The sequence below is a fragment of the Paenarthrobacter ilicis genome (assembly GCF_016907545.1).
Taxonomy (GTDB): Bacteria; Actinomycetota; Actinomycetes; order Actinomycetales; family Micrococcaceae; genus Arthrobacter; species Arthrobacter ilicis.
The window spans coordinates 1,612,924-1,634,522 of sequence record NZ_JAFBCD010000001.1; the positions used below are offsets into that span (position 1 = coordinate 1,612,924).

The following is a 21,599-nucleotide window of genomic DNA, read 5'->3' on the forward strand; positions in this document are numbered from 1 at the left end:
GCTGCAGGTCAGGAGGCGCGGGGTGCCAAGTACATTTCCTCAATCACGGCGTCGAAGTCCTTCATGACCTGCGCACGCTTGACCTTCAGCGATGGAGTGAGGTGGCCGGAGGCTTCCGTGAAGTCAGCTGGAACAATCCTGAAGGATTTGATGGCCTCGGCCTGGGAAACGGATTGGTTGGCTTTGCTGACCAGTTCCTGGACCGCTGCCTTCACCACTGCGTGGTCTGCGGCGTCGTTGAGGCTTGTGGACGCGGGAAGTCCGTGCCGTTCCAACCAGCCGGGCAGGGCTTCCTCATCCAGGGTCACCAGAGCCCCGATGAAGGGACGGTTGTCTCCCACCACCAGGACCTGGGAGACCAGTGCATCCGCGCGGATCTGGTCCTCCAACAGTGCCGGAACCACGTTCTTGCCGCCCGCTGTAACAATGATTTCCTTCTTGCGACCGGTAATTTTAAGGAAGCCGTTGCTGTCCAACTCACCGATATCGCCGGTGCGGAACCAGCCGTCGGCAAACGTCTCTGCCGTGAGGTCGGGGCGGTTGAAGTAACCCCGCATGACGCAGACGCCCTTGGTGAGAATCTCGCCGTCGTCCGCGATCTTGACCGAGTTGCCGGGAAGCGGAGCGCCCACTGTCCCGATCCGGATCATGGAGGGGGTATTGACCGAGATCGGCGCCGTGGTTTCCGTCAGGCCGTAACCTTCCAGAATCTGGAGGCCGATACCTTGGAAGAAGTGTCCCAGGCGTTCTCCCAGCGGGCCGCCGCCGGACACTGCATGGGCCACGTGGCCACCCATGGCGGCACGGAGCTTGGAGTAGACCAGTTTGTCGAACACGGCGTGTTTGATCTTCAGGCCAAACCCGACCGAACCGTCCTGGCGGGCCCTGGAGTAGGCGATTGCGGTATCCGCTGCCCGGTGGAAGATGGCGCCCTTGCCACCGTCCTCTGCCTTGGTCAGTGCGGAGTTGTAAACCTTTTCGAAGACGCGGGGTACAGCCAGGATAAACGTGGGCTGGTAGCTCTGAAGGTCGGCCAGCAGATTCTTGATGTCCGGGGTGTGAGCCACGGTGACACCGCCCGCCACGGCCAGTACGGAGATGAAGCGTGCAAAGACGTGGGCCAGCGGCAGGAACATGATGGTCTTGCCGGACTCATTGATGATCTCCGGAAGGGAGGCCCGTGCGTTCTCGGAGAGTTCCACAAAGTTGCCGTGCGTCAATTCGCAGCCCTTGGGCCGGCCGGTGGTGCCTGAGGTGTAAATGATGGTGGCAAGGTCCGCCAAGCCTGCGGCGGAGCGGCGGCTTTCCAGTTCCTCGTCCGGAACTCCTGCTCCTGCGGAGCGCAGGGCGTCAAGGCCGGCACCTTCAAGCTGCCAGACGTTGGCCACGGAAGCGATGTCCTCCGCTGCCACGGCTTGGCGGATGATGTTCTCGTGGTGCGCTGATTCGCCAAAAGCCGCCACCGCTCCCGAATCGCCAAGGTTCCACGCCACCTGCGATGGCGAGGACGTCTCGTAGATGGGCACCGACACAGCTCCGGCAAACCAGATGGCGAAATCCACCAAGGACCATTCGTAGCGTGTCCGGGACATGATGCCCACCCGGTCGCCCAAGCCCACGCCGGACGCAATGAGGCCTTTCGCGAGGCTCTGCACGTCCGCCAGGAAGTCCGTTGCACGGATGTCCTGCCAGTTGCCGCTGCTGTCCAGCGTGGAAAACAACGCAGGGTTGGATGGCTTCTCTGCCGCCCGCGTCACGAAGTCCGTGACGTTGGTGTCCGGGGCGATGCTCACGAGGGGAGGAACACTGATTTCACGCACGGTAGCTCCTTTGATATGCACGGGCCACGAGGGGCTGGTTCCACTCTAGTATGCCCGCTCGCGGAGGTGTGTTCTAATTCACCTACTGGCGAGTAACTTTACGGATTCCCCGTCATTTCAAGCAACTCGGGGCCTTTTCAAGCAGGCCGTTGGCTGCCCGGAGCGGGCTGGAGAATAAGATGAGGGGATGCCCCCGATCAGTTCCAGCCACCGTCTCCGCCCCCGGCCGCACGCCCCTGCTTGGAAGGACGTTCCCTGGGGCGCCCGCCGCAGCCACTTGGGCCGGCGTGGCCTGGCCATCGGCATCGATATCGGTGGAACCAAGGTGGCCGCCGGAGTGGTGGATGCCGAGGGCCGGGTGCTGGCTGAAGCACGGCGTTCCACTCCCGGCGCCGACCCCCGGGCCGTGGAGCACACCATCGTTGAACTCGTGGAGGAGTTAAGCGCCGGGCACCGGATCGCCTCCGTGGGAATCGGGGCGGCAGGGTGGATGGACCTCGACGGCGGAACGGTCCTGTTCAGCCCCCATCTGGCATGGCGCAACGAACCTCTGCGCGAGAGCCTCCAGAAATTGCTGAGGCGTCCTGTGTTGTTGACCAACGATGCCGATGCTGCGGCGTGGGCGGAATGGCGTTTCGGCGCTGGCCAGGGCGAGACCCGGCTGGTGTGCGTCACCCTGGGTACCGGGATCGGTGGCGCCATGGTGATGGACGGAAAGGTGGAACGGGGCCGCTACGGAGTGGCCGGCGAGTTTGGCCACCAGATCATTTTCCCGGGTGGACACCGATGCGAGTGCGGTAACCGCGGGTGCTGGGAGCAGTACGCATCAGGAAATGCCCTGGGCCGGGAAGCGCGCCAACTCGTCAGGACCAATTCGCCCGAGGGTCGGGCCTTGCTGGAACGGGCCGGCGGTTCGGCTGACACCTTGACCGGAGCCACTATCACGGCACTGGCCCTTGCCGGTGACGCTACCTCCCGCGAGTTGCTGGCTGACCAAGGCGAGTGGCTGGGCCTTGGCCTCGCCAACCTCGCCGCAGCCCTGGACCCCGGAATGTTCGTGATTGGTGGAGGCCTGTGCGACGCCGGCGAGCTCCTGGCCGGCCCGGCCCGTGAGTCGTTCGCAAAGAACCTGACCGGCAGGGGATTCCGGCCCATGGCCAGAATCGAACTTGCCGCACTCGGCCCGCGGGCGGGCCTCATCGGGGCAGCTGACCTGTCACGGGTCAGTGGCCGCGCGCACGGCTAGGGCTTCGCCCGTCAAGGCGTGCCGTCGCACTTAGATGCGGGCGCCGTCGTCGTCCTCGTTTTTCTCCTGCGGAAGCCGCATGATGAGGTACACCACGGCGACGACGAACGCTGCAACGATGCCCAGGACCGCCAGCAGGGGAGCAGAACGCCAGAACATGGCGGTGAAAAGAAGCGCGATGGGCCCTCCCACGGCACCCACCCACGCCAGCATGATCATCGGCTCGGTTCCGGCCAGGCTGGGGGGTTCCTCCGGCACAAAGGATTCGTCGTCTTCGGGAGCTTCGTAGTCGCGGGGGCCCAGCGGACGTTCCCCGTCAGCGGAGCCGGCCGGTGTGAGGGAACGCCCAGGTCCCATGGAAGGATCAGGCGACTGCTCCACAGCAGGTGTGGACAAGCCGAGCGGATCAAAATCCCGGAATGACTTCGCAGGGGCCGAACCGCCGGGCCCCGGGCCTTCCGTGGTTGTTTGCGTGGACTCCAGGCGGGCTACCAAATCCAGCCAGACGGCGTCGTCGTCGTTGTTGGCGCTTTGGTCAGCGGAATTGGAATCAGGCCTGTTCATTGACGGTGTCCTTGTCGGCGGAAGCTCCCGGTCCGGCCACTGCTGCCATGGTCCGGTGGATGAAGTCGACGGTGCCCGCGAAAATCTCCGGTGCGTCGTTGTCCAGGGTGGCCACGTGGTGGCTGTTGTGCAAGTAGCTGACCTCCACCGGCGCCTGGACCCGGGACCGGAGGAATTCGAGGCTCGCGTTGGACACCACGTTGTCAACCGTCGAGCGGTAGACATGGACCGGAGCTGTGATCCGGGGGAGCAGGGCGGCCGTGTCCCGGTACATCTTCTTGAGCTGGTGTGCCGCTGCCACCGGGGTGCGGGCGTAGGCGCCTTCATCCTGGTCCGGTTTGAGGATGTCATTGGCCACGCCCGGGGTGGTCTTCACCACGTACTTGAGAGCTGCCACCAGGACCGCCCGGGGATCGTCCAAGACCATTCCGGGGTTCACCACGACTGTGCCGGCCACAGGGCGCGTGGCCGCGATCCGCAGGGCGAGGGTTCCGCCCATGGACAAACCGGCCGCAAACACGTAATCGCATTCTGCTGCCAATTCCAGGTAGGCCTCGTCAACGGCCCGGTGCCATTCGCGCCACGAGCGCCTGGCCATGTCCTGCCACGTGGTTCCGTGTCCCGGCAGGAGCGGCAATCGCACCGCATATCCAGCTGCTGCCAAGTGCTGTGCCCAGGGCCTGACGCTGTGCGGGCTGCCGGTAAAGCCATGGGACATTACCACGCCAATACGCGGTCCAGTACCGCTCCAGCCGCTGAGGAAAGGTGAAGAGTCCGGAAGGATTTTCATGATGACTCCGAGGCTACTCTGTCGCCGGCGTGCTGACGGAAAAAGCGGGCCGATTCCTCGAAAATTGTAGTGGCGTCCACGTCCAAGGTGGCAACGTGGCCGCTGCGCGGAAGGGTCACCACTTTCAGGCGGGATGAAGCAATGCGTTGCTCAATGGTGGCCAGCGAGCTGGGCGGGATGACGCCATCCTTGGACGACTTGAACACCAATGCGGGCGCCTCTACCTGCGGAAGTCCCTGGGCGGCCCGCCGGAAGAGCTTCTTCAGTTCGTGGACCGCCTGCAGCGGCGTCTTGGAGTAGTCTCCGTCCTCTGTGGCCACAACCGGCGTGGGAGTGTCCTCCTCGATCGGGGTAGTGGTGCGCATGACGTACTTGAGCGCACCGACGTACCGGACGCGGCGGTCATAGAAGCTCAGGCCCGGATTGACGAGTACCAGGCCCGGGACATCGTGCAGCGCGGCCACGCGGAGGGCAACAGCCCCGCCCATGGACAGTCCGGCCACAAAGCACTTTTCCGTGGTGGCACTCAACGTCAGGTAGCTCTCCTCGAACGACTTGTACCAGTCCTGCCAGCGCGTTGTGGCGAGGTCACGCCAGCTGGTCCCATGCCCGGGAAGGAGCGGCACGGTCACTGCGAAGCCCTGCCCTGCCAGATACTCAGCCCACGGCATCACGCTGAGGGGGCTCCCGGTGAAACCGTGGCAGATGGCGACACCAATGGACGCGTTGTCCCCATGTCCGGGGTAGTGGAAAGCGACCGGCGCCGCTGGGGAAAGTGGTTCCGTCATACGTCCCATCGTGTCACTCTTCCGGAGAATTCACACTGGAGTAGGGTTGCATTCGAACGCCGGCTGGGCTGCCGGAGTGCATGCCAACCGTCGGCCGTAAGGGGACAACCGTGTTCTATTGGGTCATGAAGAGGATCTTTCTGGGTCCCATCCTTAAACTCCTGTTCCGTCCATGGGTCAAAGGCCTGGACAACGTCCCGGCAGAGGGCGCCGCCATCCTGGCGTCCAACCACCTTTCCTTCTCCGATTCGATCTTCCTGCCGCTGACTGTCCACCGGCCGGTCATCTTCCTGGCCAAATCTGAATACTTCACAGGCAAAGGCCTCAAAGGCCGTCTGACTGCGCTGTTCTTCCGCTTGAGCAACCAGTTGCCCATGGACCGTTCCGGTGGAGCGGCTTCGGAGATGTCCCTTAAAGCCGGGAAAGATGTCCTGGGTTCCGGCGGGTTGCTGGGAATCTACCCGGAGGGCACACGGAGCCCAGACGCGCGGTTGTACCGGGGCAAGGTTGGCGTGGCCAAGTTGGCGTTGCAAACCCGGGTGCCGGTGGTGCCAGTGGCCATGATCGGCACGGAAAAGGTCCAGCCGATCGGCAAAAGACTCCCCAGCATCCGCAGGATCGGGATCATTATCGGGCAGCCGCTGGATTTCAGCGAGTACTACGGCATGGAGGAGGACCGGGCTGTCCAGAGGACCGTGACGGACCGCATCATGAACGAGCTGATGCGGCTCTCCGGCCAGGAATACGTGGACGAGTATGCCGCCGTGGTGAAAGCCCAATTGGCTGGAAAGGAATCCCCGGAGAAACTGTGACGGACAGAGCAGTGCGGGTTACGCCTTCAGTCCTCCACGAGCGCCGCAGGATACTACTCTTTGAAGGGTGACTGACCTAACCACGAACACCGCGACTTCGCCAGCAGATTCCCTTGCCACGCCCGCCCAAAGCGGAGCGGCCAATTACCCCGGGCTCGACGCCTGGCGGGACCTGCCCATCTCACAGCAGCCCACATGGTCCGACGCCGACGTTTTCCAGGCCTCGGTCAAGGAACTCTCCGCTGTGCCGCCTTTGGTTTTCGCCGGCGAAGTGGACGTGCTCCGGGAGCGCCTCGCTGCGGCCGCGCAGGGCAAAGCCTTCCTCCTGCAGGGAGGCGACTGCGCTGAGACCTTCGAGGCCGCCACGGCTGACAAGATCAGCGCCCGCGTCAAGACCATCCTCCAGATGGCAGTCGTCCTTACCTATGGTGCCGCCATGCCCGTCATCAAGATGGGCCGCATGGCAGGGCAATTCGCCAAGCCGCGTTCTTCCAATGACGAGACGCGCGACGGCGTGACGCTCCCCGCTTACCGTGGCGACATCGTGAACGGCTATGAATTCACCCCTGAGTCACGTGCGCACGATGCCGGACGCATGCTCAAGGCGTACCACACCTCCGCTTCCACGTTGAACCTCATCCGTGCCTTCACCCAGGGTGGATTCGCCGACCTCCGGTTGGTTCACCAGTGGAACAAGGGCTTCACCGAGAACCCGGCCCACGCCCGCTACGAATCCCTGGCACGCGACATTGACCGTGCCATCAAGTTCATGGATTCCTGTGGGGCCGACTTCGAGGCACTGAAGCGCGTTGAGTTCTTCGCCAGCCACGAAGCCCTGTTGCTGGACTACGAGCGTGCGCTGACCCGCATCGATTCCCGCACAGGCCTGCCTTACGACACGTCCTCCCACTTCCTATGGATCGGCGAGCGGACCCGTGAACTGGACCACGCCCACGTCGACTTCCTGTCGCGTGTTCGCAACCCTATCGGCGTCAAGCTGGGCCCGGGTACCAGCGGCGACGACGCACTGCGGCTCATCGACAAGCTGGATCCCAACCGCGAGCCGGGTCGCCTGACGTTCATCACCCGCATGGGTGCCAAGAACATCCGCGAGAAGCTGCCCGCCGTCGTCGAGCGTGTCACGGCATCCGGTGCCCAGGTCCTGTGGGTCACCGACCCCATGCACGGCAACACGGTGACTTCTCCCAACGGGTACAAGACCCGCAACTTCGACGACGTCATTGATGAAGTCCGGGGCTTCTTCGAAGTCCACCACTCCCTGGGTACCGTTCCCGGCGGCCTTCACGTGGAAATGACCGGCGACGACGTCGCCGAGTGCCTGGGTGGCGCGGATCCGATCGACCAGGATGCGTTCCTTGACCGGTACGAGTCCGTGTGCGATCCGCGGCTGAACCACATGCAGTCCCTGGAGATGGCGTTCCTGGTAGCGGGTGCCCTCTCCAAGAGGTAAAGCAATACCCCTTGGGACAAAAGGCGCGGCCGGAATCTTCCGGCCGCGCCTTTTTGCGTGGATTGAGAGGTCTTTCAGACCACGGTCAGCGTCACCAGCGTGCCCTCGGGAACCTCGACGTTCACGGGATTCTGATCCCGGACAGTCCCGAAGAATCCGCCCAGTATCTCGTTGAGTTTTACCTCGAAGCCCAAAGCCTCGAGTTGCTTTTTGGCATCCTTGGCCTGCTTGCCCACGAAGCTGGGGACCTTCACCAGTTTGGGCCCCTCGGACACGGTGAGGGTCACGGTGTCACCGCGGAAGAGCGTTCCATTGGCGGGCGCCTGGGACACGATCGATCCTTTGGCAACGTCCTTGTCATTCACGGTGTCCGGGGCGATGGCGGCCTTCAACCCGGCGTCCTGGAGCGCTTTGACGGCGGCATCCTTCGGCATCTTACGCACGTCAGGGACCTGGATGGGCTGGGGTCCCTTGGACACGGACAGGGCAACGGGAGTGCCGTGCCGGACTTCCTTCCCGGCTGCAGGATCCTGGGCGAGCACGACGCCGGCGGGAGCCTTTTCGTCGAAGGCCTCCGTAACGTTGCCGAGGGCCATCTGCGCGGCGTTCAACGAGTTTTTCGCCTCCGCCAGCGTTCCTCCGGTGAGTGCCGGGAGGGCAAAGAGCTGGGCCCCCTTGGAAACGAAGATGGTGATGGACTGGAACTTCCGGACGCTGACGCCGGATTCCGGTTCGGTTCCCACGGCGAACCCCGGTGGAATGTCGTCGTCGAAGACGTCGCGTGGTTCGGACTGGAAACCGGCAGTCCTGAGGAGTTGCTGGGCCTCGGCCACGGTCTTGTTCTTGATGTCCGGAATGGTCCCTGGAGAGCCGGGGCCCAATCCGAAGAACCAACCGCCGGCGGCAGCGAGCAGGGCGATGATGACAATGACTACCGCCCAGATGATGCCGCGCCTGCGGGGGTTGCCTTCGCGGAGCTGCCGGACCGGGGTGGCAGCGGCCTTTGCGCGGTCCTTGGTTTGCTGGCGTTCCAGTCTCTTGAGCTCACGCTTGCCTGCGGGCTTCATGCTGCGCTGGTTAAGGTCCCGCTCGCCGATGTCCCGGTCCATGGAGGGAACCAGGCCGCCGGCCGGGTTGCTGAAACCCGGGGTGCCCGCGGGTATAACGGTGGTGGGATGGCGTTGGGAGGATATGAATTCGGTGGGGGAGACCGCTGATGCGATGGCTTCGGTGGGGCTTTCCCCGGTTTGCGGGATCACCGCTGTGCCGGGGGCGTAGGCAGGGGCTGCCGGTGGCTGGTCCGAGGGCTGGCGGAGGTCCAGTTGCTCGTCCGTGAGCGTCGTGCGGATGTGCCTCAGCTCTGCCAGCAATGCCGTGCCGTCCACCGGCCTGTTCTCCGGATCTGCCGCAGTGCACCACTGGACCAGCTCATCCAGGTCCTCCGCCAGCCCGGCGGCAACGTCCGAGGGGCGCCCCACCGCTGAATTCACGTGCTGGTAGGCCACTTGGATGGGTGTCTCGCCGGCGTAGGGCTGCGTTCCCGTCAGCATCTCGTACAGCATGATGCCGGCTGAGTAGATGTCGCTCCGCGCATCGGCGGCCTGGCCCAGGACAAGTTCAGGGGCCAGGTAGGCAACAGTTCCGATCAGGGCGCCGGTGCTGGTGTTCGCGGAGATGGCGCGGGCCAACCCGAAGTCACCCACCTTGATGCGTCCGTCGTCGGCCAGGAGGACGTTCTCGGGTTTGATGTCCCGGTGGATGAGTCCTGATTTGTGCGCAGCGGACAGGCCCTCAATGACCGGATCAATAAGGGCAAGGGCGAGCCGTGGTTGCAGTGCCCCCTGATCGGTCATGACGTCGCGAAGGGTATGGCCCTTGACGTACTCCATCACCAGGTAGGCGATATGTCCGTCTTCGCCCTGGTCCAGCACCCCCACAATGTGGGGGTGGGAGAGGCTGGCTGCGGCTTTTGCTTCCCTGCTCAGGCGCTGCAGGAAAGTGGGATCGTTGGCCAGGTGCGGGTGCAGGACTTTGAGGGCAACGTCGCGCTCCAGGCGCTGGTCCGTTGCCAGGTAAACAGTGGACATTCCGCCCTTGGCCACGCGCGACCTGACCAGGTAGCGTCTGTCAACAGTGGTCCCAATGAGGTGGTCCTGCGTTGGTTCTTGCACCTTACGATCCTAAACGAGACGGGGAAGGGGCCCGAATTCCCTGGGAATCCGGACCCCTTCCGAGGCGCTTGCAGGAGCTGCCGCCTGCGTGGTTACGGCTAGCCGAAGGTACGCTGGCGCGCCTTGATGGATGCAACGTAGCGCTTGGTGTCCTCGTACATGCCGTACTTGCTCACTGAGTACTGGCCCTGGTAGTAGCCCGCAATGGCGGTGTCCAGGTCCTTGCTGGTGGCGATGAGGGTGCGGATGATGGCGACACCGGCCGTGGCGTTGTCGTAGGGATCCAGCAGGTTCAGCTTCCGTCCCACCAAGTCCGATGCCCACTGGCCGGAGGAAGGAATGACCTGCATGGTTCCGATGGCGTTTGCCGGCGAGACAGCCCGCTGATCAAAGCCTGACTCCTGCTCGGCAAAAGCCAACGCGAGGGAAGGACTGACTCCCAGCCGCCGGGCCGTGTCAGCCACGATGGCCTTCATTTCGGCGCGGCTGGGCACCGGTGAGGCGTTGAGGAGTGCCTTGTTCTGGTTGGCAGAGTTGACCACGGCCGGGGGATAGGTGAACCCGAGGAAGCTGCTGGGGACCAACGGGGTGGTTCCGCCTGCGGGTTCCAAGCTGGAGCCCGCACCGGGGATGGTGAGCTTCTGGCCGGGGTAGATGACCGTGGTTGCCGATACATTGTTGGCGCTCATCAGTGCCGCCAGGGAAACACCGTGGCGTGAAGCGATCGAGCTGAGGGTGTCGCCGGCCTTGATGGTGTAGGAAGCACCGCCGCTGACCGGAGCCGGTGTGGCAGGAGCGGGAGCTGCCGGTGCAGGCGCGGGGGTTGCCTGGCCGCCACTGACCTTGATCTTTTGCCCGGGGTAGATGATGGAATTGCCGTTGAGGTTGTTCCAACTGAAGACGCTGGACAGCGGAACGCCGTACTTGGCTGCGATGGCGCCCAGGGTGTCTCCGGGGACAACGGTGTGGACAGTCGCATTGGCCGGTGCCGGTGCAGCGGGAGCCGCAGGAGCGGACGGCTGGGCCGGCGTTGCTGCGGCGGAACCCTTGAGCTTGATGGTCTGGCCCGGGTAGATCAGGGTGGTGGCCGTGAGCTTGTTCAGGTCAAGTACTGCTGCGGTGTCCAGATTGAACCGGCGTGCGATGGCGCTGATGGTGTCACCGCGGACAATCGTGTAGCTGTCCGGCACGGTGGGGGCCATGGGCCGAAGCGCTGCTGGAAGGGTGGCGGCCACCGCCTGGGCAGGAATCACCGTGCCCGCCGTGACGGCCTGGGCTTTCATGGCAGCAGCAAGGGTTGCCGGAATTTTGCGCGGTTGGGGTGCCGGCGTGGCCACGGAGGGCTGCGCCAAGGCCAACGAGGACAAAACCACAGCAGGAATCGCGGCCGTGGTTGCCGCGATGACCGGCATGCTCATGGTTCGTTTCGGCGGGCGGGGCGTCGTCATGAAGTTGTCCTCATCTCAACAGCGGAGTGATGATCCGATGTTGTCCGTGTTAACAAAGTTGCTGCTGTTATCAATGGTGCAAGAGTGATCAGTGTGAATCTCTCACACTTATTCCATGGGCACAACAATTCGGGCGCATTTGGGGCAAAAGGGCCCTGAAATGGAGAGATTCCCCTATTCGGACAGCTGTGGGCGTCTAATTCGGCCGTCGGCTAGGCGCAAAGCGGGGCGACGTGGCAACCTTGTTGCGTGAGTAATGTAGAAAGCCTTGTTACAGAGTGGCTGCCCCTGCCGGATGTCGCCGAAATGCTGGATGTTTCCATCACCAAAGTCCACGGGCTTTTGGATGAGCGCGCTCTGGTGGCCATCAAGAGAGGGGAACGGAACATTCGTTCCATCCCGGCGCTCTTTCTTCAGGACGGCCAGGTGGTCGACAGCCTGAAAGGAACGGCCGCTGTGCTCAGCGACGCCGGTTATACCGACGAAGAGTTGATCGTTTGGCTGTTCACCCCGGACGAATCGCTCCGCGGCCGCCCCATTGATGCCCTGCGTGAAGGACGGAAAACCGAAATCAGGCGACGCGCACAGTCGCTGGCCTGGTAAGTCGGCTCCCTCCGGAATACACCCTTAAACGCGTTCGACGGCGGGTCCCACCGCCGTCGAACGCGTTTAAGCCTGCTGGGGCCGTTAGCCGAGTCTTTCAGGCCGCGCGGCTGACAGCCGCTTCAGCCAATTGACCCAGGGCCAATTTAGGCAGTTCCTCCAGGGGAAGCCGGTCCAAGGCGTCGAAGGCCTGGGTGCTGAGCTCGGCGATCAGTTGTTCCGTGGCTTCCAAGGCACCGCACGTGACCATGATGTCCCTGATCCGTTCCACCTCTTCTTCGTCCAGCGCCGGGTTGCCCAACGTCCTGTCAAGGTAGTCTGCCTCGGCTGCCGGAGCCTGGTTGATCGCGAAACCCACCAGGACGGTCCGCTTTCCTTCCCGGAGATCATCGCCGGCAGGCTTCCCTGTAGTCACCGGGTCGCCGAAGACGCCCAGGACGTCGTCGCGCATCTGGAACGCCTCGCCCAAGGGGAGCGCGAATTCCGAGTAGGCCTTTAGAAGCTGCGGAGAGGCGCCGGCCAGCGCACCGCCCAGAGCAAGTGGGTGCTCGCTGGAGTACTTCGCCGATTTGTACCTGATGATGGACTTCGCCCGGTCCACCGATCCTTCGCGGTCCCGGACTGGTCCGGCCACTTCCTCGAGGATGTCCAGGTACTGGCCGGCCATGACCTCCGCCCGCATGGTGTTGAAGATGCTCCGCGCCGTGGTTCCAGCTGCTGCCCGTGGCCCCACGTCCGTGAAGGACTCCTCGCTGTAAGACAGGCAGAGGTCTCCGGTCAGGATTGCGGCGGCATCACCGAAGTGTGAGCTGTCCAGGGCCCAGGCATTGGCTTGGTGGAGCTGACTGAATCTCTTGTGGACGCTCGGACCGCCCCTGCGTGTGTCAGACCGGTCAATGATGTCGTCATGGATCAGGGCCGCCGCCTGGAACAGTTCCAAGGCGCAGCCCGCTGTGACGATGACCGGGTCGTCCGCACGTCCACCCGCACCCCGCCAACCCCAGTAGCAGAGGAGGGCCCGGAGTCGCTTGCCCCCGGAAACCAGCTGGGAAATGGAACCGACCAGAGGAGCGGCGTCCGGGGAGACCGAGGCCATAACGTCCTGCTGGCCGGCCAGGAAAACCGTGAGTTTGTCCGCGACGGCACTGACGAATCCGGCTTGTTCCGCTGCTGTGTGAGCCGAAGCCGTCACTTGACCGACCCGGCCGCCACGTTGGCTCCGATGGTGAAGGTGGAAACACCTTCTTTCTGGCGGATGGAGATGTTGACGGTTTCACCATCTCCCCGGATGAAGTCCAAGGACGTGACGTTGCCCACCGCTTCCGGACCCGGGACGAGCTTGAAGCCCTGGGCTTCGAGGGAGGCCTTGTAATAGTCAAGGACTCCCTTGGGAGCGGCCTTGACAGTTCCCACCAAGGCGACGTTGGTCAGGGCGTCCTTCTTATCCACGCTGCTGGAACGCACAGAAGTATTTGGCATGACCGGAATCAGCTGCTGGGGGAATCCGGGGACCAGCGCGTTGACCGTTGCAGTCGAGCCTGGCACGGGGGCGGCCGAGCCATTGGTGGGTGCGGGAGTTGCCGTTGCCGAAGCTGATGACGCCGACGTCGGGGCGCTGGCGCTCGAGGTGGTGCCGGCAGACGGGGAGCCGCTGGGCGATGACCCGGCACTGGTGTCCGGTGCGGGGGTGCATGCTGAGGCGGCCACGGCAACGCTGACTGCAAGCAGGGCAAACCCCCGCGATCGGGGAGTTCCAAAAAGCTTCACAGGGTACCCTTCCTGGGGCTGAGCCGGATTGTGCCTCCAGTTTAGTCAGTGGCCGGGCATAGTATTGCCGATGTGATTGAGGAAGGATCCCGTGGCCCCGGCAGCACGGGCCAAAAGCCGGCCCGCAGTGCTCCAGAGGCGCTGCGGGAAATGCGGCGAACCAGCATCCTCCACGTGGACATGGACGCCTTCTTTGTCTCTGTCGAGCTTCGGAGCCGGCCGGAGCTTCGCGGCAAACCGGTGATCGTCGGTTTCCCAGCGGAAAGGTCGGTGGTCCTCTCCGCTTCCTACGAAGCCAGGGCCACGGGCGTGAAGTCTGCCATGCCCATGTCAATTGCCATGCGGCGGTGCCCGACAGCCGTGGTCATCGAGCCCCGGCATGCCCTGTACTACGAAGTGTCCGGACAGTTGATGAACATCTTCGCCTCCATCACCGACCTTGTGGAGCCCCTCAGCGTTGACGAAGCATTCCTGGACGTCGGGGGAGCGATCCGGCGGCTGGGTCCACCCCTGGACATCGGGCACCTCATCCGTCGTCGTGTTCAGTCCGAACTGGGCATTACAGCGTCCGTGGGCATCGCGGGGACAAAGTTCGTCGCCAAGATCGCCTCAACCCGATGCAAGCCGGACGGAATACTCCAGATCGATGCGGACAAGACCATCCCGTATCTCCACAGCCTCCCTGTTAACGCATTGTGGGGAGTTGGAGGCAAAACCGGGGAGGTCCTGGCCCGGCTGGGAATCCGGACCGTGGCGGATGTGGCGGCGACTCCTGTGGCGTCGCTGAAGAAGGTCCTTGGCGCCAGCGGGGAACACGTCCACCGCCTTTCCATGGGGGTGGACCCGCGGCCGGTGACTCCCACCAGGCTGGAGAAAAGCATTGGTGCCGAGGAGACCTTCTCGGTGGACACTGCGGACAACGCCCTCCTGCACCGCGAACTGCTGCGCCTGTCGCATCGAACAGCGGCCCGCCTGCGCAGCTCCGGCATGCTGGCCCGAACAGTTGCGCTGAAAATCCGGACCTCGGATTTCTCCACGGTCTCCAGGAGCAGGACCCTTCAAACCCCGGTGGACAGTGCCCAGCTGATCTACCAGGTCGCAGTGCAGTTGCTGGACTCGCTGGGGACGAGGACCCTGGCCGTCCGCTTGGTGGGCGTCCGGGCCGAACAATTGGAACCGGCGGGTCAAACGTCCATGCAATTGAGCCTTGACCGACGGGACGACAACTGGCGGTCCGCCGAGCAGGCCTTGGACAGGGTCTCCGAGCGTTTTGGCTCCAAAACGCTTCTCCCTGCCAGGCTTTTGGAGCCGGGCAAGCCGCCGGAACGGACCTGAACCCTGGAGGGGGCACCGTTGGCCCGCAGTGTGTCTTTCAGATCGGCGCCGGACAAACTATCCTATTTATTACAGAGATTTAGATCGTCTGGACAAACTGTTTCCTGAACAGTCGGCCGCGGTTCTCCTGCAGAAGCTGGCAGGAATCAGCGGGAACGATTTTCCGGGTCCGATCGTTTTGGAAACAGACGCACAGGACGCGTTATGCCCAGACGCTGGCTGACTAAAGGAGGTCGCGATGCCCCTCTCGGAGCACGAACAGAAGCTGCTTGAGCAACTGGAGAAGCAACTTCATGAGGACGATCCGAAGTTCGCCAACTCCATGGGCTCGGATCCCATACGCAGCTGGTCGACGCGGCATGTGATCATAGGTGTCCTCGGAGCCATTGCGGGGATCCTTTTGCTCTTGGTGGGCGTATCCATCCAAGCCATACCCATAGGTGTCCTGGGGTTCGTGGTGATGGGCGCCGGCGTCTACTTTGCCACCCTGCGCGGTGCATCGTTCAGCAAGGCCGGAAAAGGCAAGCCATCCAGGTCCAAGCCCAAGAGCTCGTTCATGAACAGCTTGGAAGAGCGATGGGACGAACGTCGACGCGACCAACCCTGATGGCGCGAGGCCCCCGGATTCCGGAGCCGAGACCATCGCCGGGGAAGGCCCGATGGATTGTCGCTTGAGGACTCCTTAGCCAGCACGCAGACAGAGAGACCCGCAACAGCGGGTCTTTCTGCATTTAAGGGTACTTAACTGTGTTTTGAGCCAGCCCCCGCGCCTCCACTTTCATCCACCGCGCGCCCAGCCGCCTGGATCCGCTGGAAAAACAGGGGGCATGAATTCTCAAAGTGGTGGAGAAACGGCCAAAGTGCGTTGACTGTGGTGCATTGTGGAGTAAAGTGGAGCACATAAGAGGGTAGTGGCAGTGTTGGGCATGTGCGGGCACCTTGAGTGAGGGGCGGTGGGGCCAGTTGTTTCTGGGCACTCACTCTCCACGTCTCGATGAAAAGGGCCGCATCATCCTTCCAGCCAAGTTCCGCGAGGAACTGGCAGAGGGGCTGGTTCTCACAAGGGGCCAGGAACGCTGCATCTACGTCTTCAGCCAGAAGGAATTCGAGCGCATTCACGAGTCGATGCGGGAGGCGCCGTTGTCCTCCAAGCAGGCACGTGACTACATCCGGGTTTTTCTGTCTGGGGCCTCGGACGAGGTACCTGACAAGCAGGGGCGCGTGACTATTCCGCAGGCGCTCCGGACGTACGCAGGCCTGGGCAGGGAGCTGGCAGTCATTGGCGCCGGAACCCGCGCGGAGATCTGGGACGCCACGGCTTGGGAGGAATACCTCACTGAGAAGGAGGCAACCTTCTCGGAAACGGACGACGAAAATCTGCCCGGGTTCTTCTGACCGGTCGGAGGGAGCATTGAAACCGCTTCTTGAATGGGATCTCCAGCCGCCCATCGAACAGTCTTCCTGGCTCAACTTCCCCTGGGCCAGGCCGGCGGAACGATAGGCGCGGATGGGGATCCGGTTCAAGAATCAGCAAGTACCAGGAAAGAGGAGGCAGCGTGGAAGAGCAGGACGCGGCAAAGCCCACATCGGAGCGCCACGTGCCCGTCCTGAAAGACCGCTGCATCAACCTGCTTGCCCCTGGCTTTGAAGCTGCCAGGTCCCGGGGTGTCACCCCGGTGGCCATCGACGCAACCTTGGGCATGGGTGGACACTCCGAAGCCATGCTGCAGCGCTTTCCCGATCTTCACCTGGTGGGCATTGACCGTGACGAGGAAGCATTGTCCCTTGCCGGCGCCCGCCTTGAGCCTTTCTCGCAGCGCACGGACCTGGTCCACGCGGTCTATGACGAAATCGAAGATGTCCTGGCTGACCTCGGCATTCCGGAAGTCCACGGCATCCTCATGGACCTGGGAGTGTCCTCCCTGCAACTGGATGAACGCGAACGGGGTTTCGCCTACTCCTATGACGCTCCCTTGGACATGCGGATGGATACCAGCCGTGGCCAGACCGCGGCGGACGTGGTCAACAACTACGGCGAAGACGAACTGGTCCGTATCATCCGCAAATGGGGCGAGGAGAAATTCGCCGGCCGGATAGCCAACAGGATTGTCAATGCCCGTGCGGAGAAGCCGTTTGCCACAACAGGTGAACTGGTTGAGCAGATCCGCAGTGTTGTTCCAGCGGCCGCTGCCAAGAGCGGTGGCCACCCGGCAAAGCGGACCTTCCAGGCTTTGAGGATCGAAGTCAACGAGGAACTCGACGTCCTGGAACGCGCAGTTCCCGCGGCCGTTGCGGCCACGGGAATGGGCGGACGCATCGTTGTCATGTCCTACCACTCGCTGGAAGACAAGATCGTCAAGTCAGTGTTCCAATCCGGATCCAAATCCTCGGCACCCCTGGGCTTCCCCGTTGAGCTCGAGGAACACAAACCGGAATTAAAGACCATCACCAAGGGAACGGAAGTTCCCACACCGGCGGAAATCGCTGAAAATCCCCGTGCGGCATCTGCCCGGCTCAGGGCAGTGGAGCGTATCAAACCAAGGAGAGTCGCATGAGCAACGCCGCAGCGAAGACATCGCCCTCCGTGGTGGGAAACACGGCCCGGAAACTGGCGGTCCCCGCAGGCAAGCCCGGCAGTGAAGGCACCCGCAAGGCACGCACACCGCTTTCGGTGGTCCGCAGCGCTCCGGGACGGCGCCGGACACCCTTTGTGGTGTTGTGCTTTGTGGCCATGGCAGCTGCGCTTCTGACGGTGTTGGTCCTGAACATTTCCGTCTCAACCGCCCAGTACAGGTTGGTGCAGCTCAAGGCGGAAGCTGCCACCTTGAACAAGGAGAACCAGGATCTGACACAGCGGAAGCAGAACTACGAAGCTCCGCAGAATCTGGCTGCCAAGGCTGCAGAATTGGGGATGGTAGCGTCCACAGTCAAGGGGCAGATCGATGTGAACACCATGACAGTCACCGGCAAGGCCACTCCAGCGGTGAAGGGTGATGCGCCTTCGGCGCAGCTCGCTCCGCCAGCGGTAGCCGGCATGCTCGACGTCGTTCCTTCCGTGACTACCAAGGACCCGTTGGAGAACCTCAAGCCGGCAACCCCGGCGGCTCCCGCGGCTCCGGCCGCGTCAGCTCCCGCAGCCGCCGCACCGCAGGCCGAGCTCCATGGGGGAACAGTTCCGGCCCCGCAACAGAAGACGCCAGGACAGTAGTCCATCCGTTCATTGATCCAAGGCCAGCAGCAAGGGAAGTATCGTGGCTCCACACCCCGGCACATCGAAAAAAACGAAGACGCCGGCGGCACGAAAGCGCCTGCGTGTAGGCCTCGGCATCATGCTGACCCTGCTGCTGGTGGTGGGCGGAAAGCTCTTCATGGTGCAGGGTCTGGACGTCGGCGGCATGGCTGAAGCCGCACTGGCAAGCCGTTTGACACCGCAGATCCTGCCGGCTGAGCGCGGCAAGATCGTGGACGCCAACGGGACCGTGCTGGCAAGCAGCGTTATCCGTTACAACGTGGTGGTGGACCAGGTCCAGAACACGGGCGCAGCTTCCTTCAAGCGTTACAACGAAAAGACTGAAGAGCTTGAGGTCATTACCCGTGACCAGGGCATAGCCGAGTTGGCCGGACTGCTGGGGGCCGACGAAGCAAAGGTCCGCGAGGCCGTGACCGGCGACAAAAAATATGCAGTGGTTGCCAAGGACGTAAAACCCGAGCTGGAAGACCGCATCTCCAAACTCATCATCCCGGGAATCTCTGCCGAGGGCGTCAGCAAACGCGTCTACCCCAACGGCAGCATCGCCGGTGGGGTGGTGGGCTTCCTCCAGGATGGAGTAACGGGCCAGGCCGGAATAGAACAGACCCAGGACCAGGTGCTGCGCGGTACCGAGGGCAAGCGTGTGTTCGAAATTGGAGCGGACGGCCTCAGGATTCCAGTGGCTACTGATGAACTGACTCCCGCCGTGGACGGCAGCGACGTCAAGCTAACCCTCAACACTGATGTCCAATACTTTGCGCAGCAGGCCATTCAAAGCCAGGTGGACAAGCTGAGTGCCGAGTGGGGCGTCATCATCGTCATGGACGCCAAGACCGGAAACCTGGTGGCGTTGGCCGACACCAACGCGCCGGATCCCAACGACCCCGGAAAAGTCGATGCGAAGGACCGCGGGGTCCGGAGTGTGACAGCAGCCTACGAGCCGGGTTCGGTCGAAAAGATGATCACGGCAGCGGCTGTCATTCAGGAAGGAAAGTCCAGCCCCCTGGACCACTTCACCATCCCGCCGTCCTACACCATTGATGGGCAAACCTTCACCGACGCCTTTGAGCACGGCACCGAGGAACGGACGCTGGCCGGCATTCTGGGGTGGTCCATGAACACGGGAACCGTCATGGCAGGGAGCCGCCTGACCAAGGAGCAGCGCTACGACTGGCTGAAGAAGTTCGGCGTGGGCGAGCAAACGGACATTGGCCTTCCCGCTGAAGCCACCGGCATCCTCGCCAAGCCCGAGCAGTGGGACGACCGCCAGCAGTACACAGTGCTGTTTGGCCAGGGTGTGTCGCAATCCACTCTCCAGACGGTCCGCGCCTACCAAAGCATCGCCAACAACGGTGTGATGCTGCAGCCACGCTTGATCGACAGCTACATTTCCCCGGACGGCAAGGAAGAGAAGGTCCCGGCCAAGGACTCCCGCCAGGTGGTCTCCAAGGAAACCGCCGAACAGGTGCAGGACATTCTTGAGAGTGCCGTTACGGAGGGCCAGATCAAGGACGCCGCCATCGACGGTTACCGGGTGGGCGCCAAGACCGGAACATCCCAGGCTCCCCGGGAAGACGGACTGCCGGGATTCGACGGTTACACCGCTTCAATGGTGGGCATGGCGCCTATGGAAGATCCCCGGTTCATTGTTGAAGTTGTCCTCCAGCGCCCCAAGGGAAGCATCTACGGGATCACCAACGGTCCGGTCTTCAGGTCCGTGATGTCGCAGGTGCTCCGGACCTACAACGTGCCGCCGTCAACAGGTACCCCCGCGCGGCTGCCGCAGTTCGTCAAGTAAGCTTTACGGGCGTCTGTTTCAGTCACCCCCCGATCCACCACTAAAGGCCCGGGCGCCGCCGGCCCCCCTTGCCGGCAGTTCCATGAGCAACAACGGAGAACCACGTGTCAGAGCACCATCAGGCAGCAAACCATGCCACCACCCCAGGCAATGGCACCGGCTTCAGGCCGGCTTCGGTGACCACGGTGCCGCTGTCCACCATCATGGACGCCTTGGGAATCAATGCCACTGATACCGGCAATGGCGCCGGAGTGACGGGAATAACGCTCAACTCAAAAACCGTCCAGCCGGGCGACCTCTACATGGCCCTCCCCGGTGCCACCCGCCACGGAGCGGACTTCGTTCCGCAGGCCGTGGACGCCGGTGCGGTGGCGGTAGTGACTGACGACGACGGCGCGCGCCAGCTTGCACTTTCAGGCGAGCAGCCCGTTCCTGTACTGGTGGTCGACGAGCCGAGGACCGTCGTCGGACGCCTGGCGGCGTTGATTTACCGCAGCCAGCCGGCTGACTCCGCCTTCCCAACGCTTTTCGGCGTGACGGGCACCAACGGTAAAACCACCACCACCTACTTCGTGAATTCCCTGCTGCGGGCCCTGGATAAAACCCCTGGCCTGATTGGCACCATTGAGATTGTCGCTGGCGGCGAGCCCATCCCGAGCACGCTGACCACGCCGGAATCCGCGGACGTCCACGCTCTCCTTGGCCTGATGCGTGAGCGCGGGCTGGAAGCGGCCTCCATGGAGGTGTCCTCCCACGCCATCTCGTTCCACCGCGTGGATGGCGTCATGTTCGATGTCGCCGGGTTCACCAACCTGACCCAGGACCACCTGGACCTGCATGGCAGCATGGACGAGTACTTCCGCACCAAAGCAGAACTTTTCACCGCCGGACGGGCGCGGCAGGCTGTTGTCACCGTTGATGACGACTGGGGCCGCACACTTGCCGGCACCGCCGACATCCCTGTGACCACCCTGGCCACCCGTCACGCCGACGCGGATTGGCACGTGGCGTCGGTAGCGCCGGCCGGACTCGGTTCGAGTTTTGAACTCCGGCATGCAGATGGCAGGACGCTCCGGGTACACACCGGCCTGCCCGGCGACTTCAACGTGGCCAATGCGGCGCTGGCCACCCTCATGGTCCTGGCATCGGGAACGGACGTTGAGACGCTCCAGTCCGCACTGGACGCCCACGACCCCTTTACCGTTTCGGTTCCCGGCCGCATGCAGCTGGTGTCCACGGAACCGGCCGCCGTGGTTGATTTTGCCCACAACCCCGACGCCTTGGCGCGGGCATTGGAAGCAGTCAGGTCACCCCGGGAGGGCTCCCGGGTCATTGTGGTCTTTGGCGCAACGGGCCAGCGTGACCAGGGAAAACGTCCCACCATGGGGGCCATTGCCGCCCGCCTGGCAGATGTGGTGATCATCAGCGATGACGACCCCCACGATGAGGACGCAGCAGCAATCCGGGCGGACGTGATGCGCGGTGCCGAAGAAGCCCGCGATACCGAGGGGCTTGAAACCCGGATCATCGAGTCTCATCCGCGGGAAGCCGCCATTCGCCTGGCCGTTGACCTGGCTACGGCCAAGGACACCATCCTGGTGGCCGGGAGGGGCCACGAGGTGTGGCAGGAGGTGAAGGGCGTGAATCTGGCCTTGGACGACAGAGTGGAGCTCCGGGCCGCCTTGACATCCAAGGGATTCAGCGTTTCATCAGACCAGCGGATAGAGTCCTAAACC

Annotated in this window: 20 protein-coding genes; 12 read left to right on the top strand and 8 right to left on the bottom strand. The window is 63.2% G+C overall.

Going from position 1 to position 21,599, the window contains the following annotated elements:
- Positions 1-8: 8 nt before the first annotated feature.
- Positions 9-1,820, bottom strand: a complete 1,812-nt coding sequence (locus tag JOE60_RS07405) for an AMP-binding protein (RefSeq protein WP_167269377.1) — start codon at positions 1,818-1,820, stop codon at positions 9-11.
- Positions 1,821-2,007: 187 nt separating this feature from the next.
- Between JOE60_RS07405 and JOE60_RS07410 the strand changes: the two genes are divergently transcribed.
- Positions 2,008-3,066, top strand: coding sequence for an ROK family protein (locus JOE60_RS07410; protein ID WP_167269379.1), 1,059 nt, complete (start codon positions 2,008-2,010; stop codon positions 3,064-3,066).
- 30 nt (positions 3,067-3,096) lie between these two features.
- On the opposite strand, the gene JOE60_RS07415 is transcribed toward JOE60_RS07410, so the two are convergent.
- The 3 genes from JOE60_RS07415 to JOE60_RS07425 are packed head-to-tail and all read right to left on the bottom strand — an operon-like array spanning position 3,097 to position 5,208.
- Entirely contained in the window at positions 3,097-3,630 is a 534-nt protein-coding gene (locus JOE60_RS07415) for a hypothetical protein (RefSeq protein ID WP_167269381.1), read from the bottom strand.
- Complete coding sequence (locus tag JOE60_RS07420; protein ID WP_167269382.1) at positions 3,617-4,420, bottom strand: alpha/beta hydrolase; 804 nt, start codon at positions 4,418-4,420, stop codon at positions 3,617-3,619. The genes JOE60_RS07415 and JOE60_RS07420 overlap by 14 nt, the downstream gene beginning before the upstream one ends.
- Positions 4,417-5,208, bottom strand: coding sequence for an alpha/beta hydrolase (locus JOE60_RS07425; RefSeq protein ID WP_167269383.1), 792 nt, complete (start codon positions 5,206-5,208; stop codon positions 4,417-4,419). The genes JOE60_RS07420 and JOE60_RS07425 overlap by 4 nt, the downstream gene beginning before the upstream one ends.
- 110 nt (positions 5,209-5,318) lie before the next feature.
- On the opposite strand from JOE60_RS07425, the gene JOE60_RS07430 reads away from it, so the two are divergent.
- Both JOE60_RS07430 and JOE60_RS07435 read left to right on the top strand, forming a co-directional pair.
- Positions 5,319-6,020 carry a lysophospholipid acyltransferase family protein gene (locus JOE60_RS07430; RefSeq protein ID WP_314326281.1) on the top strand — a complete coding sequence of 234 codons (702 nt, stop codon included), beginning with the start codon at positions 5,319-5,321 and terminating at the stop codon, positions 6,018-6,020.
- Between the two features lie 67 nt (positions 6,021-6,087).
- Complete coding sequence (locus JOE60_RS07435) at positions 6,088-7,491, top strand: class II 3-deoxy-7-phosphoheptulonate synthase (RefSeq protein WP_167269384.1); 1,404 nt, start codon at positions 6,088-6,090, stop codon at positions 7,489-7,491.
- 74 nt (positions 7,492-7,565) lie between these two features.
- Here the strand turns inward: JOE60_RS07435 and pknB are convergent, their stop codons facing one another.
- Both pknB and JOE60_RS07445 read right to left on the bottom strand, forming a co-directional pair.
- Positions 7,566-9,662, bottom strand: a complete 2,097-nt coding sequence (gene pknB / locus JOE60_RS07440) for a Stk1 family PASTA domain-containing Ser/Thr kinase (protein WP_167269385.1) — start codon at positions 9,660-9,662, stop codon at positions 7,566-7,568.
- A gap of 98 nt (positions 9,663-9,760) precedes the next feature.
- The gene (locus tag JOE60_RS07445; RefSeq protein WP_167269386.1) at positions 9,761-11,110 is read right to left on the bottom strand and encodes a lytic transglycosylase domain-containing protein; all 1,350 of its coding nucleotides are present in this window, start codon (positions 11,108-11,110) and stop codon (positions 9,761-9,763) included.
- Positions 11,111-11,359: 249 nt separating this feature from the next.
- On the opposite strand from JOE60_RS07445, the gene JOE60_RS07450 reads away from it, so the two are divergent.
- Positions 11,360-11,713, top strand: a complete 354-nt coding sequence (locus tag JOE60_RS07450) for an Rv2175c family DNA-binding protein (protein ID WP_167269387.1) — start codon at positions 11,360-11,362, stop codon at positions 11,711-11,713.
- A 97-nt stretch (positions 11,714-11,810) separates the two neighbouring features.
- Here JOE60_RS07450 and JOE60_RS07455 read toward each other — a convergent pair whose 3' ends face one another.
- Both JOE60_RS07455 and JOE60_RS18325 read right to left on the bottom strand, forming a co-directional pair.
- Positions 11,811-12,905: a polyprenyl synthetase family protein gene (locus JOE60_RS07455; protein WP_167269389.1), complete on the bottom strand. Its 1,095-nt coding sequence runs from the start codon at positions 12,903-12,905 to the stop codon at positions 11,811-11,813.
- Complete coding sequence (locus JOE60_RS18325; protein ID WP_239528838.1) at positions 12,902-13,192, bottom strand: hypothetical protein; 291 nt, start codon at positions 13,190-13,192, stop codon at positions 12,902-12,904. Before JOE60_RS18325 ends, JOE60_RS07455 begins: the two co-directional genes overlap by 4 nt.
- Between JOE60_RS18325 and JOE60_RS18330 the strand changes: the two genes are divergently transcribed.
- The 8 genes from JOE60_RS18330 to JOE60_RS07495 all read left to right on the top strand — a co-directional run bounded on the left by JOE60_RS18330 (position 13,191) and on the right by JOE60_RS07495 (position 21,596).
- Positions 13,191-13,502 carry a hypothetical protein gene (locus tag JOE60_RS18330; protein ID WP_239528839.1) on the top strand — a complete coding sequence of 104 codons (312 nt, stop codon included), beginning with the start codon at positions 13,191-13,193 and terminating at the stop codon, positions 13,500-13,502. The two genes, JOE60_RS18325 and JOE60_RS18330, sit on opposite strands and share 2 nt — an antisense overlap.
- 128 nt (positions 13,503-13,630) lie before the next feature.
- A complete protein-coding gene (gene dinB, locus JOE60_RS07465) occupies positions 13,631-14,815 on the top strand; it encodes a DNA polymerase IV (RefSeq protein ID WP_167269479.1) in 1,185 nt (394 codons plus the stop codon).
- A gap of 238 nt (positions 14,816-15,053) precedes the next feature.
- Positions 15,054-15,422: a DUF3040 domain-containing protein gene (locus tag JOE60_RS07470; protein WP_167269394.1), complete on the top strand. Its 369-nt coding sequence runs from the start codon at positions 15,054-15,056 to the stop codon at positions 15,420-15,422.
- Between the two features lie 356 nt (positions 15,423-15,778).
- Positions 15,779-16,210: a division/cell wall cluster transcriptional repressor MraZ gene (gene mraZ, locus JOE60_RS07475; protein WP_167269396.1), complete on the top strand. Its 432-nt coding sequence runs from the start codon at positions 15,779-15,781 to the stop codon at positions 16,208-16,210.
- A gap of 161 nt (positions 16,211-16,371) precedes the next feature.
- Positions 16,372-17,370, top strand: a complete 999-nt coding sequence (gene rsmH / locus JOE60_RS07480) for a 16S rRNA (cytosine(1402)-N(4))-methyltransferase RsmH (RefSeq protein ID WP_204814866.1) — start codon at positions 16,372-16,374, stop codon at positions 17,368-17,370.
- A complete protein-coding gene (gene ftsL, locus JOE60_RS07485; RefSeq protein ID WP_167269401.1) occupies positions 17,367-18,023 on the top strand; it encodes a cell division protein FtsL in 657 nt (218 codons plus the stop codon). The genes rsmH and ftsL overlap by 4 nt, the downstream gene beginning before the upstream one ends.
- Before the next feature lie 43 nt (positions 18,024-18,066).
- Positions 18,067-19,863 carry a peptidoglycan D,D-transpeptidase FtsI family protein gene (locus JOE60_RS07490; RefSeq protein ID WP_167269403.1) on the top strand — a complete coding sequence of 599 codons (1,797 nt, stop codon included), beginning with the start codon at positions 18,067-18,069 and terminating at the stop codon, positions 19,861-19,863.
- 104 nt (positions 19,864-19,967) lie between these two features.
- A complete protein-coding gene (locus tag JOE60_RS07495) occupies positions 19,968-21,596 on the top strand; it encodes a UDP-N-acetylmuramoyl-L-alanyl-D-glutamate--2,6-diaminopimelate ligase (RefSeq protein ID WP_167269404.1) in 1,629 nt (542 codons plus the stop codon).
- Positions 21,597-21,599: the final 3 nt, after the last annotated feature.